The organism is Gaoshiqia hydrogeniformans (assembly GCF_049347105.1).
GTDB lineage: Bacteria > Bacteroidota > Bacteroidia > Bacteroidales > Prolixibacteraceae > Gaoshiqia > Gaoshiqia hydrogeniformans.
In genome coordinates this window covers 2,925,033-2,941,710 of sequence record NZ_CP186334.1, presented here as the reverse complement: position 1 = coordinate 2,941,710, position 16,678 = coordinate 2,925,033, and the positions used below count along the sequence as shown (strand labels likewise).

The 16,678-nt window shown below is 47.0% G+C and carries 12 protein-coding genes; 3 read left to right on the top strand and 9 right to left on the bottom strand.

From position 1 onward, the window contains the following. Window positions 1-131: 131 nt before the first annotated feature. Window positions 132-2,045 carry an acetate--CoA ligase gene (gene acs, locus ACOIT5_RS11755; protein ID WP_423126353.1) on the bottom strand — a complete coding sequence of 638 codons (1,914 nt, stop codon included), beginning with the start codon at window positions 2,043-2,045 and terminating at the stop codon, window positions 132-134. Window positions 2,046-2,215: 170 nt separating this feature from the next. Here acs and ACOIT5_RS11750 point away from each other — a divergent pair, with 170 nt between their 5' ends. Then, on the top strand, window positions 2,216-2,653 hold the full coding sequence (locus ACOIT5_RS11750) for a hypothetical protein (protein WP_423126352.1): 438 nt from the start codon (window positions 2,216-2,218) through the stop codon (window positions 2,651-2,653). 137 nt (window positions 2,654-2,790) lie between these two features. Here ACOIT5_RS11750 and ACOIT5_RS11745 read toward each other — a convergent pair whose 3' ends face one another. Together ACOIT5_RS11745 and ccsB are read right to left on the bottom strand one after the other, a co-directional pair. Beyond that, window positions 2,791-4,659, bottom strand: a complete 1,869-nt coding sequence (locus tag ACOIT5_RS11745) for an AMP-dependent synthetase/ligase (protein WP_423126351.1) — start codon at window positions 4,657-4,659, stop codon at window positions 2,791-2,793. A gap of 66 nt (window positions 4,660-4,725) precedes the next feature. Continuing rightward, entirely contained in the window at window positions 4,726-7,779 is a 3,054-nt protein-coding gene (gene ccsB, locus ACOIT5_RS11740) for a c-type cytochrome biogenesis protein CcsB (RefSeq protein ID WP_423126350.1), read from the bottom strand. Window positions 7,780-8,012: 233 nt separating this feature from the next. Here ccsB and ACOIT5_RS11735 point away from each other — a divergent pair, with 233 nt between their 5' ends. Next, the gene (locus ACOIT5_RS11735; RefSeq protein WP_423126349.1) at window positions 8,013-8,285 is read left to right on the top strand and encodes an Lrp/AsnC family transcriptional regulator; all 273 of its coding nucleotides are present in this window, start codon (window positions 8,013-8,015) and stop codon (window positions 8,283-8,285) included. A 101-nt stretch (window positions 8,286-8,386) separates the two neighbouring features. On the opposite strand, the gene ACOIT5_RS11730 is transcribed toward ACOIT5_RS11735, so the two are convergent. The 6 genes from ACOIT5_RS11730 to ACOIT5_RS11705 form a co-directional block, all read right to left on the bottom strand. Continuing rightward, the gene (locus ACOIT5_RS11730) at window positions 8,387-10,105 is read right to left on the bottom strand and encodes a PNGase F N-terminal domain-containing protein (protein ID WP_423126348.1); all 1,719 of its coding nucleotides are present in this window, start codon (window positions 10,103-10,105) and stop codon (window positions 8,387-8,389) included. A 212-nt stretch (window positions 10,106-10,317) separates the two neighbouring features. Next, complete coding sequence (locus ACOIT5_RS11725; protein WP_423126347.1) at window positions 10,318-11,220, bottom strand: hypothetical protein; 903 nt, start codon at window positions 11,218-11,220, stop codon at window positions 10,318-10,320. Between the two features lie 123 nt (window positions 11,221-11,343). Continuing rightward, window positions 11,344-11,904, bottom strand: coding sequence for a hypothetical protein (locus tag ACOIT5_RS11720; RefSeq protein WP_423126346.1), 561 nt, complete (start codon window positions 11,902-11,904; stop codon window positions 11,344-11,346). Between the two features lie 159 nt (window positions 11,905-12,063). Continuing rightward, entirely contained in the window at window positions 12,064-14,604 is a 2,541-nt protein-coding gene (locus ACOIT5_RS11715) for a TonB-dependent receptor plug domain-containing protein (protein ID WP_423126345.1), read from the bottom strand. A 6-nt stretch (window positions 14,605-14,610) separates the two neighbouring features. After that, window positions 14,611-15,489, bottom strand: coding sequence for a FecR family protein (locus tag ACOIT5_RS11710; protein WP_423126344.1), 879 nt, complete (start codon window positions 15,487-15,489; stop codon window positions 14,611-14,613). Continuing rightward, window positions 15,480-15,968, bottom strand: a complete 489-nt coding sequence (locus tag ACOIT5_RS11705; RefSeq protein ID WP_423126343.1) for an RNA polymerase sigma-70 factor — start codon at window positions 15,966-15,968, stop codon at window positions 15,480-15,482. Before ACOIT5_RS11705 ends, ACOIT5_RS11710 begins: the two co-directional genes overlap by 10 nt. 279 nt (window positions 15,969-16,247) lie before the next feature. Between ACOIT5_RS11705 and ACOIT5_RS11700 the strand changes: the two genes are divergently transcribed. Then, window positions 16,248-16,616: a DMT family protein gene (locus ACOIT5_RS11700; protein WP_423126342.1), complete on the top strand. Its 369-nt coding sequence runs from the start codon at window positions 16,248-16,250 to the stop codon at window positions 16,614-16,616. The last annotated feature ends 62 nt before the right edge of the window (window positions 16,617-16,678 follow it).

Here is a 16,678-nt window from a genome sequence, read left to right as displayed (position 1 = left end):
AACAGATTTTCCTATCTAATGCCAAAAGTAAACAGAATTCCCTCCTCCGAACAGAAATGACTGATGTTTGATTTAAGTTTAACACAAAAGTTACAAGCGAAAAATATCCTCCTTTTTTTCCTGGTTGTTCGCTACAGTTTCACATCGACCAGCGCCCCGTCTATAATTTTGGACACAACATCTTCGTCCAGCAAGGTCGTAATATCGCCCAGGTTCGAAGCATCACCTTCGGCTACCTTGCGCAGGATACGGCGCATAATTTTCCCGCTCCGTGTTTTGGGCAGGCCGGGAACCAATTGGACCAGATCGGGCCGGGCAATGGGACCAATGATTTTTGTCACGCCTTGTTTGATGCTGTGGCGGATGCCCTCTTCTCCTCCCGTGGAAAGCTCGGAGCAAACTACGAAGGCATAAATCCCCTGACCTTTTATGGCATGAGGGTAACCCACCACCGCCGATTCGGTCACCAGCGGATGTTCGTTAATCGCGTTTTCGATTTCAGCAGTCCCCAGGCGGTGTCCCGACACATTAATCACATCATCCACCCGGCCCAGTATGCGATAGTAACCATCTTCATCTCGTTTTACGCCGTCGCCGGTGAAATACAGGTTCTTATAGGTGGAGAAATAGGTTTTCTTAAACCGTTGGTGGTCTCCCCATATGGTCCGGGCCATACCTGGCCAGGGATATTTGATGCAAAGGTTCCCTTCAACCGAATTGCCGGATAATTCCCGGCCTTTACCGTCAACAATAACGGGCTGAATACCGGGTAAGGGGAGTGTGGCAAACGAAGGTTTTGTTGGTGTAATGCCGGCCATAGGCGAAATCAGAACGCCGCCGGTTTCGGTTTGCCACCAGGTATCGACTATCGGACATCGGTTTTTGCCCACATGATCGTGGTACCAATGCCAGGCTTCTTCGTTGATTGGCTCACCCACGGTTCCCAGTACCTTCAACGAATCAAGTTTTTTCCCTTCCAGGTATTCGTTTCCCATTGCCAGGAGCGAACGCAAGGCTGTCGGGGCAGTGTAAAACTGGTTTACCTTGTATTTATCCACAATATCCCAAAAGCGTCCGGCATCGGGCCAGGTCGGAATTCCCTCAAAAATGAGGGTTTTGGCGCCATTCAGCAGAGGCCCGTAAACAATATAGGAATGACCGGTAATCCATCCGATGTCAGCCGTGCAAAAATAAACGTCTCCGGCGCTGTATTGAAACACATTCCGGAAGGTATACGCCGTAAACACCATGTAACCCCCGGTGGTATGCACAATGCCTTTGGGTTTGCCGGTTGAGCCCGAAGTATATAAAATAAACAGGGGATCTTCCGCATCCACCTCCACGGCCTGACAAACTGTTGATTGTCCGGCTGTGACCTCATGCCACCAAAGATCTCTCCCCTCTTTCATATCGATGGAGATGCCGGTTCGTTTTAATACAACCACCGTTTCAACCCCGGGACAGGATGCCAACGCTTCATCCGAAATGGCTTTCAGCGGCGTAATTTTTTCACCCCGAAAACCGCCGTCGGCCGTCAGTAATACCTTAGCCTGTGCATCGTTAATCCGTTCCGACAATGCATGGGCCGAAAAACCCGCAAAAACCACCGAGTGAATGGCCCCAATGCGCGCGCAGGCCAGTAAGGCGACCGAAAGTTCAGGTACCATTGGCATATAAATTGCCACGCGGTCGCCTTTTTGAACCCCAAGTTGTTTCAGTACATTGGCAAACTTGTTGACCTCCCTGAATAATTCATTGTAAGTCAAGCTACGCGGCTCTTCGGCCGGATCATTGGGTTCCCAGATCAAGGCAACCTGATCGCCGTGCGTGTACAGGTTTTTTTCAAAGATATTTTCTGTCAGGTTAAGTTTCCCGTTAACATACCACTTTACATCAGGCTCTTCAAAATTCCACGAAATCACCTGGTCCCATCTTTTCCGCCAAAATAAACATTCGGCCTGTTGTGCCCAGAACGCTTCCGGGTTGGCCAGGCTTTTCTGGTATTCATGAAAATACCCGCCGAGACTGTGAATCTTGTTGATCATTTTACTCCATTTTAAGTTGAAAAATATGGTTTTAGTCTATGCTAATTTAATCTTAATAAAAATAAGAAACAAAATCCAATCTTATTAAGGATTATTTAAAATAATCTGCGTGTATTTTTTCAACCAAAGGACTATGTAAACGTTACAGATGAAAAGAAAAAGTTACCATCATGTATATCGGATTATTACATCTTCACAATTTATTACGCTGGCTCATCTTAGCGATAGCCCTTGTTGCGCTTTTCAAATATTTCATGGGTTGGTTTAACCAGGGCAAGTGGCATAAATCGGATCATATCCTGGGGGCGGTATTTACTGCCTTGCTTGATTTACAGTTATTATCAGGGCTCGTTCTCTACTTTTTTGTCAGCCCTCTGACGAAAGCCGCCTTTCGCGATTTTGGCGCAGCTATGAAAAATTCGGATTTGCGTTTTTACGCGGTGGAACATTTCACCCTGATGTTGATTGCGGTGATCCTGGTGCACATCGGGCGGGTGCGGACAAAGAAAGCGGTCAACCCGAAGGCCAAATTCAGCAATTCGCTGGTTTTCTTCGGAATCGCCTACCTGATTATGCTGGCTGCTATTCCCTGGGGACGAATGCTGTAAAAGCGCCGGGAGTTCGAGTGCAGTAAAAGAATCGGATCGAAGACAAATTAAGGAAGCTCTCTGAAAAATAAGGTGATTGCCGGCAGAACCGGGAAAAATTAACCCATCATTTTTTTACAGATAGCTTCTTCCTTTATTTACAGCTTAAATTTCTTCAGCAGTTCGTTCATGTCGAAGCGAAGATTAACGCGTGGAATCCGAAATCCGTTGCCTCCGCCCGCCGGCTTCGAACCGTTGTAAATTTCGGACACAATGTGTTTGTACTTCTTCAAAATGTAATTCCGTTTCAGCTTCAGGGTAGGCGACAGTTCTCCGGTTTGGGGTGTCCATTCCTCACAAACCAGCCTGAAACGTTTGATTTCTTCGTGTTGCCCGAGTGTTTTATTAATGAGGGCCACTTCTTTAAACAACTGTGAGATCACTTCTTTCTTCTGGATCATTTCTTCGTTATCCCTGAAATGGATTTTATGCTGCGAACACCAATCGTGCAGGTATTCGAAATTCGGGGAGATCAGCGCGCTGGCAAATTTTTCATTCTCGCCGATCACCATCGCTTGTTCAATAAAGAACGATTCTTTCAGTTTATTCTCAATCATCTGAGGAGCAATGTATTTGCCTCCCGACATTTTAAACATTTCTTTTTTCCGGTCGGTTATTTTCAGGTATTTGCCTTCATCCAAAATACCGATATCGCCGGTATGAAACCAACCTTCTTCGTCGATCACTTCGGCCGTAAGTTCGGGAGCTTTGTAATACCCTTTCATCACCGAAGGTCCTTTACAGAGGATTTCGCCATCGTCGGCAATTTTCACTTCAACTCCATCCAAAACCGGCCCCACGGTTCCAACTTTCATCGCGCCCAATGCCGGGTTATTTACGGCAATTACCGGCGAGGTTTCTGTGAGTCCGTAACCCTCGAGGGTAAGCATACCAGCCATGCCCAGCACCCGGGCAATACGCGGTTGCAAAGCGGCCCCACCCGAAACCACGTAAACAATGTTGTTCCCCAAAGCTTCCCGCCATTTTGAATAAATCAGTTTGTCGGCCAGGTTAATCTGCATGCGAACAAATAAGCTGTATTTTTTATTATATTCAAAATGACGGGTTAGCCTGAGCGCCCAGAAATAGATGATCCTTTTCAGTCCGGCAAGCTCCTGCCCTTTAGAAACAAAGCCATCGTACACACGCTCGAGCAGGCGGGGAACCGAATTAAACATATGTGGTTTAATTTCCTTGATCGCGCTTACAATTTGCCCCAGGTTCCCCACATAATAAATTCCCATCCCTTTATACTGAAAATGGTAGTTCACACTGCGCTCGTACACATGGCACAGGGGAAGAAAACTGATGACGCGGTGGTCTTTTCCCAGGTGGTGCATTCTTGAATGGGCGACAAAATTCGACACCAGGTTTTCATGGGTGAGCATCACTCCTTTTGGAACGCCCGTTGTTCCCGAGGTATAAATCAGCGTAGCCACATCGTCGGGGCGGACCGAAGCTTTGATTTTTTCGAGCTCAGCCGACAATTCGTCCTTTTTGCTTTCTCCCAAATCGAGAATTTCCTGGTAGTACGGACAATCGCTGATTTCTTCAAAACAATAAATTCCTTTCACCTGCTCCATCTCAGCCGCGATCGGGCTGAGTTTTTCATACAACTTTTTATCTCCCACAATCAGGTAGTGCACCCCGGCATGATCGAAAATATAGCGGTACTCGTCCTCGCCGATGGTCGGGTAAATGGGCACATGCACCAAACCGGCCATCGCCAGCCCCATATCGGCAAAGTTCCACTCGGGCCGGTTTGGGGTCACTGTAGCCACTTTCTCACCTGGCTTTAAGCCAAGCGCCAACATGCCCAGGGCAAATTGATGGGATTTTTCAACATACTCAGCCGTGGTGAAGGTGTACCACTTTCCGTCTGTTTTACCTCCAAGAGCATCTTCCCGGGGAAAGTCCGACAGGTAGCGCTCCAAAATATCAAAGGTGCGTGAAACATCTTTACTCATAAGTTCAGATTTAGATTTAAACCGAAATAACCAGGCAAAGATAATGTTTCAGAAAAATTATCCAATTCACGCTGAACGATCAGCGCCCTCAAACTTCTTGTAATTCAGATATGAAAACGTAATTAAGCCGGCAACAAGCACCAAGGATACATAAACGGCCCAATGAATCCCGTCGACACTTCCCTTTCCGTACGAGTGCATGCCGCTCAGGAAATAATTAACCCCAAAGTAGGTCATCAGAACCGATGAAAAGCCGATCACTGTTGCCAGGTTGTAGTTAAACCGGCCACGAAGAGAAGGAATTAAGCGCATGTGTACCACAAATGCATAAATCATCACGGTAATCAGCGCCCAGGTTTCTTTCGGGTCCCAGCCCCAGTAACGGCCCCAGCTTTCGTTGGCCCAAACGCCGCCCAAAAATGTTCCGATGGTCAGCATATACAAGCCGATTGTTGCCGAAAGTTCACTGATGGTGGTCAGTTGATCGATGTAATGATTTACATTTTCCCGGTTTCTTTCTTTCATCAGGCCGTAAAGGGTTAGTACAAGCAGTCCCACAAATGCGCTCAACCCGATAAACCCGTAACTGGCCGTAATAATAGCTACATGAATAATCAGCCAGTAGGATTTTAGCACGGGAACCAGCGGAGTTATCTCGGGGTTCATCCAGTTCAGGTGAGCCACAAAAAGCGTAATACCTGAAAGGAAAGCCGCCGTTCCGAGAACCAACGGATACTTACGTCCGAAGATAAAACCGGACAACATGGCTGCCCAGGCCACATAAACCATCGATTCGTAACCGTTGCTCCAGGGTGCATGCCCCGAAATATACCAGCGCAGGATAAGCCCTCCGGTGTGTAGCAAAAATCCGAAGAAGATCAGGCCGACGAACATTCTTATTACAAGTTTACCAGCCGGTTTTTGCCTGAAAATATTCACAAACAGAACCGTTAGTAAAATAAAACCGGTTAACAGGTACCAGGAAAATACCCGCTTAAACGGCTGTATCTTATTGTAAGTCAACTCCGCCGATTTTTTTTGTGCCGGAGGTAATATTTCGGCGCCAAACTTTTCCTGAAAGCTGGCAACCGTAGCCAGAATTTGCCTTGGCTGCACATCGCTGCCGGGCAATAACGATTCGCGCAAGAGCTGAAAGCTCCGGTTTACAAACAACGAATCGGCACGCGGGTAACCATCCGGTTTGCTACCGGCGAAAAACCAGGCCTCCGTTGGGTTCTTCGGCGGGAAAAAGGTGAAAAACTCGCCGTTAAATACCATGAAGCAGATATTCACCCGCTCATCGGTATACAGAAATTCCTTTTCTTTCTGATTACGCATGCCCGGCATTTTATTATACGCCGCCTGGGCGGGTTCCGCCAGTTTATAATGGCCGCTCATATCGAAGAAGTCAACAGCAGCGGCATATTTCCCCTGAATCCCCAGGAAGGCTGCCACCTCCCGGTCAACTTTGATCATCGGGACGGTGCGCCAGATTTCGGGATACAGGTGCATACTCAGCACGACCTCATCAGCCGATTTGCCGTAGAATGACGATTTCCGGCTGACTTTCCGCAAGATCTCATTCGACAAGGTCGACATGGGCTCAATACGCCCGTCGCGTCCGTGAACCCACAGCTCCGAGAAGTCGCTGACCAACTGTGCATCCAACGACGGGATCCCGGATACAGCTGCATTGTTTCCTTGCGCCTGACCAGACAACAACAGCAGGAAAGCCAGCGCCGCAGTGACTTTAAACTTGTTCAGTTCTTTTAAATGACGAACCAGAAACTGAAAATAGGAATGTTTATAGAACAAGGAGAAAATCATTCCCAAAGCCATCAGCAAATAACCCAGGTAAGTCACGAAAGTTCCCCAAAAATCTTTATTCACCGAAAGAACAGTACCCAGTTCGTCTACATCATACGACGACTGATAGAAACGGTACCCCCGGTATTTCAAGGTATTATTCATAAAAATGCGAACATCACGTTCAACACCCTCCTGCTCATCAATCAGCTTTATTTCGCTGGCATACGATGAAGGGCTCTCGGAGCCGATATAACGTTCCAACTGAAAATCTTTTAAATACAACTTAAACGGCAGGTAAATGGGTTCTGAACCATAACTCAACCGGAGATTCGTATTTCCGGCTTTGAAGGTAACCGGCTCTCCGGCGGTTCCGCTCCGTCCAAAAACATTAACCGTACTGACGCGGCCGCCTTCCGAAACTTCCAGAATAACGGCATCTTCATGCGAATTACCTGAAGCGTCGCGGGTTACACGGATCAACGCTTTCGGATAAAATTTTCGCACCAGCAACAAGTAGTTATCGAAAGCGTACAAATGCATCATCTTCACCGGACTGCGAACACCGGCCTGCACCGGCTCCGGCTCTCCGCCTCCCATCGATCTGATTTCCATATCCCGGTCGGCAAGCAGGTAAAGCTCATCGCCTTCCTGTTCAAAACGGATGTTGGCATCGTTGTTAAAGCCAACCTTCGCCGCCCCAAGGTCAAACTGATCACCGGGGCCGAACGAAAAACTCTGCATGCCCTGTCCGGCCGAAATCACAAAATCGACCATCGGCGAGCCCGCAGGATGTTCAACCGGCGTACGTAAAGCATTCTTCACAAAGCCGACTGATTTTATCTTCACCCGTTGCCCGTCCAGGTCAAACGTTTCATGAAACTGACCATGTGTCAGTTCGGAAAACAAAACCTGTTCCCGTATCTTTTTATCGCCGGTTTCCACCTTAAAATAGGTGTCGGTCGACATGATGTAATCCGAGCTTTGACCTTCGCGGATATGCATCACCCCTTCGAAACTGATATACCGTGTAATGGCAGCTCCAAAAACAATCAAAATAAATGACAGGTGGAAAATCCCGACCGGCAGTTTTTGCGGTAAATACATCCGGTAACGGATAAAATTTGTCACCAGACTGATGCCCAGCAAAAGAAAAACCACTTCGAACCAACGGGTATTGTATACCAAAGCCTTAGCCGCTTCGGTGCCCCAACTGCTTTCGGTAAAGGTGGCAATAGCCATTGAAAAAGCCATCACTAACAATAAAAAGCCCATAAACGGCATCGAAGTCAGGAACTGAATTAGTTTCTTCATGAACGTGTTTGTTTAGAAATCGGATGAAAATAATCGTTTTGACACCAATAAAAAAGCTGCTGACCGGCAACAGCTAAAACATTAACATTTAGCCGGCATTTTTGTTGAAAAAACCACAACAGAGCCACCCATTCCCGGCCTGCGGCAACTGCATGATTTCGCTTCAGGCCGTCATTGAATATGAACACAAAAATCGGTATCTTTTGCCGGAAATCAGATTAAAATTAAACGATATGACAACAGCAATAGCGCTTATCCATGCCGACCAGAAACTGCTGAACGCCGTAGGCGAACAACTGGCAGGCATTTCAGGCATCACCGAAGTTTATTCAGTAGGCGGACAATTTGATTTTGTAGCGATTATGCGTTTGCCCGACAACGAATCGCTGGCTGAGCTGGTCACTGAAAAGATCACAAAAATCGAAGGCATCAACAAAACCGAAACCATGGTGGCTTTCCGCGCATTTTCGCGCTACGACCTGGCCGCTATGTTCGATATCTCTTAGCCGAAAGACGAAGAAAACGGCGCAGGAACCTTGATAAAATCAAAAAAGACTTTTGCAGGTGAATCCATGCAAAAGCTTTTTCTGCTTAGGTATTTGGCGTTTTACTCGTCAATTTCACCCATAAATACCCCCGAAATATTCCAGGCGCTGAACATATTTCCCTCGCGTTCGCCCAGCGGTATATACACGCGGATGGTATGTTTTCCGGGGCTTAAGTTCTTAACCGGCATATACAAGGGGTTGGAAACGGTTCCCGGACACCAGCCCGAGCGACTGTAGTCGGATGACGACAAACCATTCCAGAAATTTCCCGATGCCGGGTTGTAGGCCCGATGCGTTGCACAATCGGTTCGCCAGGGCGTATATTTAAAGAAAGGTTCGCGGTCGATAAAAATTTCGTTGGTTTTCGGCACAAACTCATCGCCCTGCCCCCAGCCGCCGTGCCCGGTTGACAGATACCGGAAAGTCAGGTTCTTCACGCCTGCCGGAACTTCAAAATCAACTGCCAGGGTGTCGCTTCCAAACAAGGTCCCGTATTCCTGCCCGGCCATTTCAAGCACATTGGTGGTAGTAAACACCGGTTTAATCCAGTAATTTTTTGCCGGGCGGTCGCTTACCTCCATGCTGATCAGGTGATATCTCAGGTTTAGGCTGACTTTGTGCCCTCCCCCGTCATAATTGCCAATAAAAACGCCGATCCAGGTTTCTCCGCGCAATAGCGGCAGTAAATCAGAAATTTCCTGCTTGTAAACAGCGGTATCCTCCCAGGCAATGCCAACATCGCGTTTATCATTAAAATGATGGATACCAAAGGGCGTAAAAAACCGGATCAGTTCAACAATCGGCGAATAATCGCCGGTAGCTGCGATTCCCTGGTAGGCTTTACCTTCTTTGCTCACATAGGCCGGCAACGAATCCAGTCCATACCGCATCCCATCCAAAAAACTCCGGGGCTGGTCAACCGGCACAACAAAAACAGAACCGGTACGGTCGTAGGCGTCGCCGTTCGATTGCTGTTTCAGCTCGGCAAAAACAGAGGTTCCATCCGGAACCTCCGGTAGTATCACTTTTTTAAGGATTACAGTTCCCCCGGCATAGCGGTAGGTATAATCATCGCAATCGCCCTGCGGATTTTCGATTCCGGAGCCCCAGTTAATTTGCTGCCCGTCGAATACACGGACCTCTTTCACGAAAGCATTCACCATGCGCAACCGGTATTTAACCGCCGAGACTTCGGCTCCCAAATCCGGGGGAAATAAATCTGGCGCTTTTGATTTTTTCCGGATATCCACCTTCGTGGCCACAAAACCGGCATTCCCGTTCCTGACATATTTCAGCACCAGTCCGTCGGCAACCGGGAAACCTAAAATCGGGGTTCCCAGAATCCCTGCCTCGCGGGTAACCCAAAGTTCAATCCGGTTCGAGAACGAACTGCCCACGTATTTCCGGCAGGTATAGCCCAGTATTTCTTCAGTGGTCCCATCGGGCTCAAAGCCGGCAAGTTCATTAAAATCTTCTGCACTATGAATGAGATCGCCGTTTTGGAACTTGGCCAGCTGATAGGTTCTTTTCAAACGGTAATCGAGGTAAGATGCTTCTTCCGGTACTTCCGGGATCAGGTTTCTTCCCGAGCGGTCGGCAACCAAACGGGCAATCCCGTTCGCGTAAGTCACGATCATCTTCGCGGAACCTCCGCGTCCTGACCCCTCGGAAAACATCCCGTAAACCACTTCACCCTGCCGGCTAAAGTCTTCACGCTGAGCAAATACAAACTGCAATAAGAGCAGCATAATCAATCCGATTGTTCCTATTTTCTTCATCACTGATACATTTGTGTGTGCGGACACAAAATACACATTCGCCCCGGAAATACAAAAAAGATTAGTCATGTCCGGCTGAAATATAACACCCGAAGAAGCACCGTATTAAACTAACCGTGATGAAGAACTCAATACAAGAAACTTTCGCTGAATCTGATGGAAACATCCGAACAAAACTCAGCTGACTGGCAAAGGAAGGATCCGTAGCCTCTTTACAAATTAAACAGGTAACTTAATGACAAACGAAACGATGAAGTTTCGGGATAGTCAAAAGCATCTCCTGCCTGGCGCGTCAAATTATAAATGTAGCTAAATCTCAAATCAAAGTTCTTCAGGTTGAGGCTAAGCGGCAACTGAAACTGGATATTCAACAGTCCGAATTTATCCTGATAATAAATATCATATTCCTCATTTGTTTCCGGGTCAACATACACTTCGCCCAACAAAAAGGCCGCTGCTTCTGTCCCAAAATACATGGAAGCTTCCGGCTCCAGTCTGATCTTATTAAATCCACCTAACTTTATCAGGTTTATATAAGCATAAGCAGCCCAGTTAAATTGGGAGCTCACATCATCTCCAAGCAACAGTGAGGCGTCAAAGCTGGTGCCCACTGATTTACTCCGGAGCGTAAAACCTGAATTTATACTACTGGTATAAAGCGGATCGAAATCCGGAATGTTGTTATTAAACAGGTAATAATCGTAAGAAATCCGGTATCTGAAAAATTTCAGCCGCTGTAATCCTTTACTGTAGCCGAGTGACAGCACGGTTGCCCGGTAGCCCGGATCGAACTGACTGTACCAGCTTCCCGAAACCCCGGCATAAATACCGACGGAGTGCATATAGTACAACTGTCCGCTCAGATTATACTGGTTGTCCCCAATCTCGCGCCCGGCAAAAGTCGTTCGCGTATCGTAATTTGCACGAAAATAGAGGAACTGAAAATTTTTATCCAAACCAAGCAGCCGGCTTAACTCGTCATCGGCAAACAAAACATCGTATAACAAGGAATCGATCCGGGATGAGCGAAGATTGTCGGGTAAATCGGTTATTTGGGCTTTTACTGCCTGCTGCCCGAGAACCAACAAAAGGAGGATTACAAGAATTTTTTTCACAATAACAGTTTTATGGGTGATACCATCCGGTAGTTCATATCAGTAGAAACAAAAATGTAAAATAATGACTCACCGGACAATCGATTCTGATTGCGGTGAGCCATTATGATTTAAGGATCAGTTCTAATTTCCCCCTTTGCCATAACGGCCGCCGGAACCACTTCCGGACGATTGCTGACGAATTTGTTCGCGGACTTGTTGCTGCAAAGCTTCATTATTCAGGCATTCGCCGCTTTGCTGCGCCCGGTTCCGGGCCTGATTGGCCTGTTCACCCTTCATCCCTTCGCGATACTGGAAACCTTGTTCGGCTCGTAATTGCTGCTGGGCCTGAAACATCTCGCGTTGCGCTTCACTTAAAGAAGCCATCAGCGCTTCGCGTTTTTGTTCACGGGTCATTTCTTTGTTTTCCAGAATAGCCAACTGCTCTTCAGACAAAGTAGCCCGGAAAGCGGTTCTGAATTGATTGGCTTCCTCTTGCCGCTGCGTCCTTAACGCCTGGCGTTCGGCGCGTTGTGTTGCATTTCGGGCCTGAACCTGGTTCATCGTACCATCCTGATCTTGCAACTGAATCCGTTGCTGATCTCTTTTCCTGATTGGAGTTTCTTCGGTTTGCGCCAAAACTCCGGTTGCCGATATAGCCAGGACCAAGGCTGCTGATGCAAATGTTCTGATTAATGTTTTCATAATTCGCTCGATTAATGTTTTTATAAATCTTTTACATTTGCTAACCGCACCAGAATTATTTTACCCTACCTTTTTTTTCTTTTTCCTGAAAAATTACGAAAATAAATCCCGATTACGCCAAAAGCAGCTTCGCCCGCAAGCCCCGGATCAATTCTCTCCTTAAAACGAAAGGTTCAAAAACATCGTCGGGGTGAACGGCACCGCTTCAGCATGAAGGTTCACCGTGGCATCCTGATCGTCGGGGATACGGATAAAATTGGCATACTTGATGTTTTCGTAGTTAAAAACATTGAGGACGGAAATACCGGCTTCCAGAGCAAGCCTTTTAAGCGGGACACGGTAAACCGCGGCAATATCCATCCGGTGATAATCGCGTTCATAATTTTCGTCACCAAGCAACAGGGGATCGGGAAATCCGGAGCCATAGACATAATTGGCCGACAAATAAAACGGTTCCAGATGAATGAGCGCTGCCGATTTCAGCTCAACCCGCTGGTCGTGTAAAGCCCGCTGGTATTGTTCATCCGGGAAATCGGAAAAATGTTCCCGCGTATTTCCCAGCATCGCTGCGATCCAGAACGAATGCCCTTTGTAATCCTTTTTTATAAACAGATCAAGTCCTTTACTTTTGCTTCTCCCCTGATGCAAAATCAGGTCTTCGCCTTCTTCGGCATAACGCGACAAACCGTTGGTTTGCTTCCGGTACAGCTCAATACTAAACGTAAAATCATGCTGATGATAGGTAAACCCGAGCGTGGTATGTTCAGATTTCAGGACAGGAACGCTTGTCCCGTTGCAAATCGTCCAAAGATAGCGAACGTTACCAAATTCATCAATCACCGAGTTCCGGGCAATGTACTGACGATACAAACCCCCTGCTGCATTTACTTTCAGGAAATCACTTAAACTGACTGTCGCGGCAACACGGGGTTGCAGATAAAGCCGGTCTAAATTAAGCGGGTAATCAGTACGGATTCCGGTAATTAGCTGCAAGCGGTTTCCGATGGAAAAACGGTCCTGAACAAATCCGTTTAACCGTCTGGTTTCCTCTTTCAATTCAGTCAAATTCACTTCGAATGAGTCTTCCGTAAAATGAATCCGGTTAAAGTACATCCCTCCGCCAAATTCAAGCTGATGGCGTGCCGGCAAGGGCAAGTAGTTGTGCAGGTTCCACCTGGTCTCAGATATTTTATTTTGATTGAATTGATCAATATTTGTCTGCCATGTATTTCCGCTTCCACTTCCCCCGCTTCCAGGCCCCTGGCCACCGCTTCCTCCACTCCCGCCAGACTGCTGGTTACCGGTTTTCCGAATGTTGTTCAGCTCACTTTGCAAATCGGAATACGCCAGAGTCAATTCAGACCTTCCCCCGTTCTTCCACCCTTTATTATAGTGTGCCGACAGGCCGTATTGCCGGTTATTTTCACGATCGTCCCAGATCCGGTTGGTTTGCGGGGTTTCATATTCAAGTGCATAGGCAAACCGGTCGTTACCGGTTAAAAAACTCAGGCTGTACGAATCGTTGTGATTGGTTTTTCCGGTAAATTTCAGATTCAGATCCTGAAAATGATAATCGGGATAAATGTTCCGGTCAACCAAGTTCCTATTGCCCCTGCTCCCTCCTGACGACAAGGCAATTTGGCCCTTGTCGTATAACTCGTAATAGGTTTGCCGGAGCGCCACCATGAGCGAGGCTTTCCCGGCAACAGGTACATTCAGCAAACCATTCATGGTCATATTGTTCACCGAAAGGTTTACGTGCAAATCATTGACATCGCCATCGGAGGAAGTGATATTAACCAACCCGCCCACCCGCTCGCCGAACGGAGCCGGGAATCCACCTTTCATCACCTGAATATCTTTCACCATAAAGGGGTTAATCGCGCTGATGTTGTCGTTGTAATTCTTCAGGCCAAACAACGTAAAGCCATCAACCAACACCTGGCTCTGCCCCTCGTAACTTCCCCAGATGATCAGATCGTTCGATTGCTCTCCGGCAGCCAAAATACCGGATTGTAAACGCAACAGGTTAAACACCGAATTATCTCCGTAACCGGGCAAATGACCTGCTATCTGATGGTTAAGACGCACCGTACCTGGGCTGTATCCAACTTGTACCGAACGAACTACCTTTAACCCTTCTACCTTAATCTCCAGTAATTTATAAACAGAGGGAGTCAACCGGAGGGGCTGGTTGATTCGCGCCTGAACCAGTGTATCCAAAAAATAATAGCCCAGGCAGGATACCTGTACCTGAAAAACGCTGTCGACAGTTGAGAGGTACGAGAAATTCCCTTTCTGATCGGTAATTAACCCGTGGCCGTTTACCACCAGGTGGGTATATGGCAAGCTTTCGTTCGTTTCGCGGTCGGTGACTGTTCCGGCCAAATGATAATTTTTCTTTGGCTCAGGGAGCACACGGTCATAAATTAAATAAACCCCGCCGGCTTTCTCCCAAGTCAAGGGAAGTTTCTTGAGCAATTCATCCAGCGCTTTTTCGGGCGACGAAAACTTTCGGTTCACCGTCACCGGGAAAGCCGACAGACGGGCATGATCGAACGAAAACTGCAATTGGTAACGGTCGCGAACCGCAAGCAAGATCTCATTCAGCGGAGTATCCTGAAAAACGAGATCGAGTTCCTGTGCGAAACCCAGGAAACCCGACAACAGCAAGGCACCAATTAAAATATATTTTTTCAAAACAGATTACTGATTTTTCAATACCTGGTATTGCCCGGTCTTTTTCTCTTCAAAGTTAAGGTTAAAAGGCTTGCAAATATAGGTTAACACCTGATGAACTGACTCTTCTTTATTAAAATTGCCGCTGTATTCAAAATTCAACGATTGATCGGAGATGATCCGTATGCCGTACTGCCGTTCAATTTCGTCAAACACTTCACGAATTGGTCTGCCTGTAAATTCAAACTGTTTGTTCACCCAGGCCGGTTCATGGTTGGCCTTCATGTCGGCCCTCACGAAAGCGCTGCTTTGCCATTCGGCTTTTTGATTGGCCGAAAGAATAACGTCCTGGTTTCCCCTGGCATTGGTTACTTTTACTGTTCCCGTCAGGCAACTTACCCGGTAAGCCTCGTCACGTGCATAAATATTGAAGCTGGTACCCAAAACGGTGGTTGTTCCGTTTGATGAAATCACGGTAAACCGGTCGCCTTTGCTGACCTGAAAATAAGCTTCTCCTTCCAGTGCCAGTTCGCGCGAAAAGCGCCACCAATACGGACGAAAAGTCAACACCGAAGCGGCATTCAGTTGCACGGTTGACCCGTCGGGCAGAGCAATGGCCAGGTGTTGCCCGGGAATTGTGTGGTAAGTCCGGCTATGGAAACGCATGACCGAGCCAAGGCCGACCAGCAAGACAACCAGGGCGGCTACAGCAAGCCGGAAAGCGGGTCGTGCAAAAAAGATGACTTTTGCCGGCCTCGCCGGCGCCGTTAGTTTCTGCTCCATACGAAGCCAGATCGCTTCTTTGGATTCTTCCCATTCTGTGGTCAACCGGCTGCCAAAGCGATCAATCTCGGTCCAGTCCAATTGTTCTTTTTTATGATATTCTTCCTGTTTTTTCATAGCCATTGCAAATTTTCTTTTAACATCCCCAAAGCGCTTGTCATTCTTTTTTCCACTGCTTTTACGCTTAGTCCAAGCCGGGCGGCAATTTCATGATATTTGAGGCCTTCCGAGCGGCTCATCAGAAAAACAACCCGTTGTTTCTCCGGCATCTGCGCCAACACACACTCGTAGTTTCTTTTCAGTTCTTCGTATTGTAATTGCTCTTCGGGTGATAGCTCTCTCATTTCAAATTCAATCCCGCTCAGGTACTTTTGTTCGATCTGCTGCCTGCGGTAACGGCTGACAAACAAATCGGAAGCCATCTTATATAGCAGGCCTGCATTCTCTTTGGGCCGGTATTCCTCCTGTTTCTCCCAGAACTTTAAGAAAACATCCTGAGCAATATCAGTCGACAGCTCTTTGTCGCCCGACCGGTAATAGATGTAATTCCGGATCGCATCAAAATACCGGTCAAACAATTGTTTAAATTCCTGTGTTGTCAATTTTCAATACGTTTAGGATCCTTCCGTTATCATTCACGTCTTCTCAAAGTTGAAAAAAGTTAATGATAATCTGTCTTGTTTCACTCACTAACCGTTTAAAAAACAGTTTACCCTACCCAAAAGCCTGTTTTATTTCATGCAGGAAGGTTGAAATTTGATGTAATGTTTAAATCATCCGAAATATTTTGGTTTGCCGAATCACCATTCACCTGAAACAGGTAGTTTTGAACCGGTTTTTGGAAGTATAAACAAACAAGCGTTAATCATCCGTTATACTGTATGAAAGGATTGCTCACAATTGGTTTACTGGTCATGTCGAACACCTTTATGACCTTTGCCTGGTACGGACATTTGAAGTTTGCAGAAATGAAATGGTTCAGCAAGCTGGGTCTCATCTCCATTGTGATGGTTAGTTGGGGAATTGCCCTGTTCGAATACTTCTTCCAGGTTCCGGCCAACCGGATTGGGTTTAAAGCATATGGCGGCCCTTTTTCGCTGATCGAACTTAAGGTATTGCAGGAAGTGATTACCCTGCTCGTTTTTACGGTTTTCACGGTGCTTGTTTTCCGGAACGAGTCTTTCCGATGGAATCACGTAATTGGCTTTATATTTCTGATCCTGGCCGTTTACTTTATTTTCAGGAAGTAATTACAGGCCCGAACCTCCCGATGTATTATCTTTGTTGCTTCTTCATTCGCAAAATGAGCGTG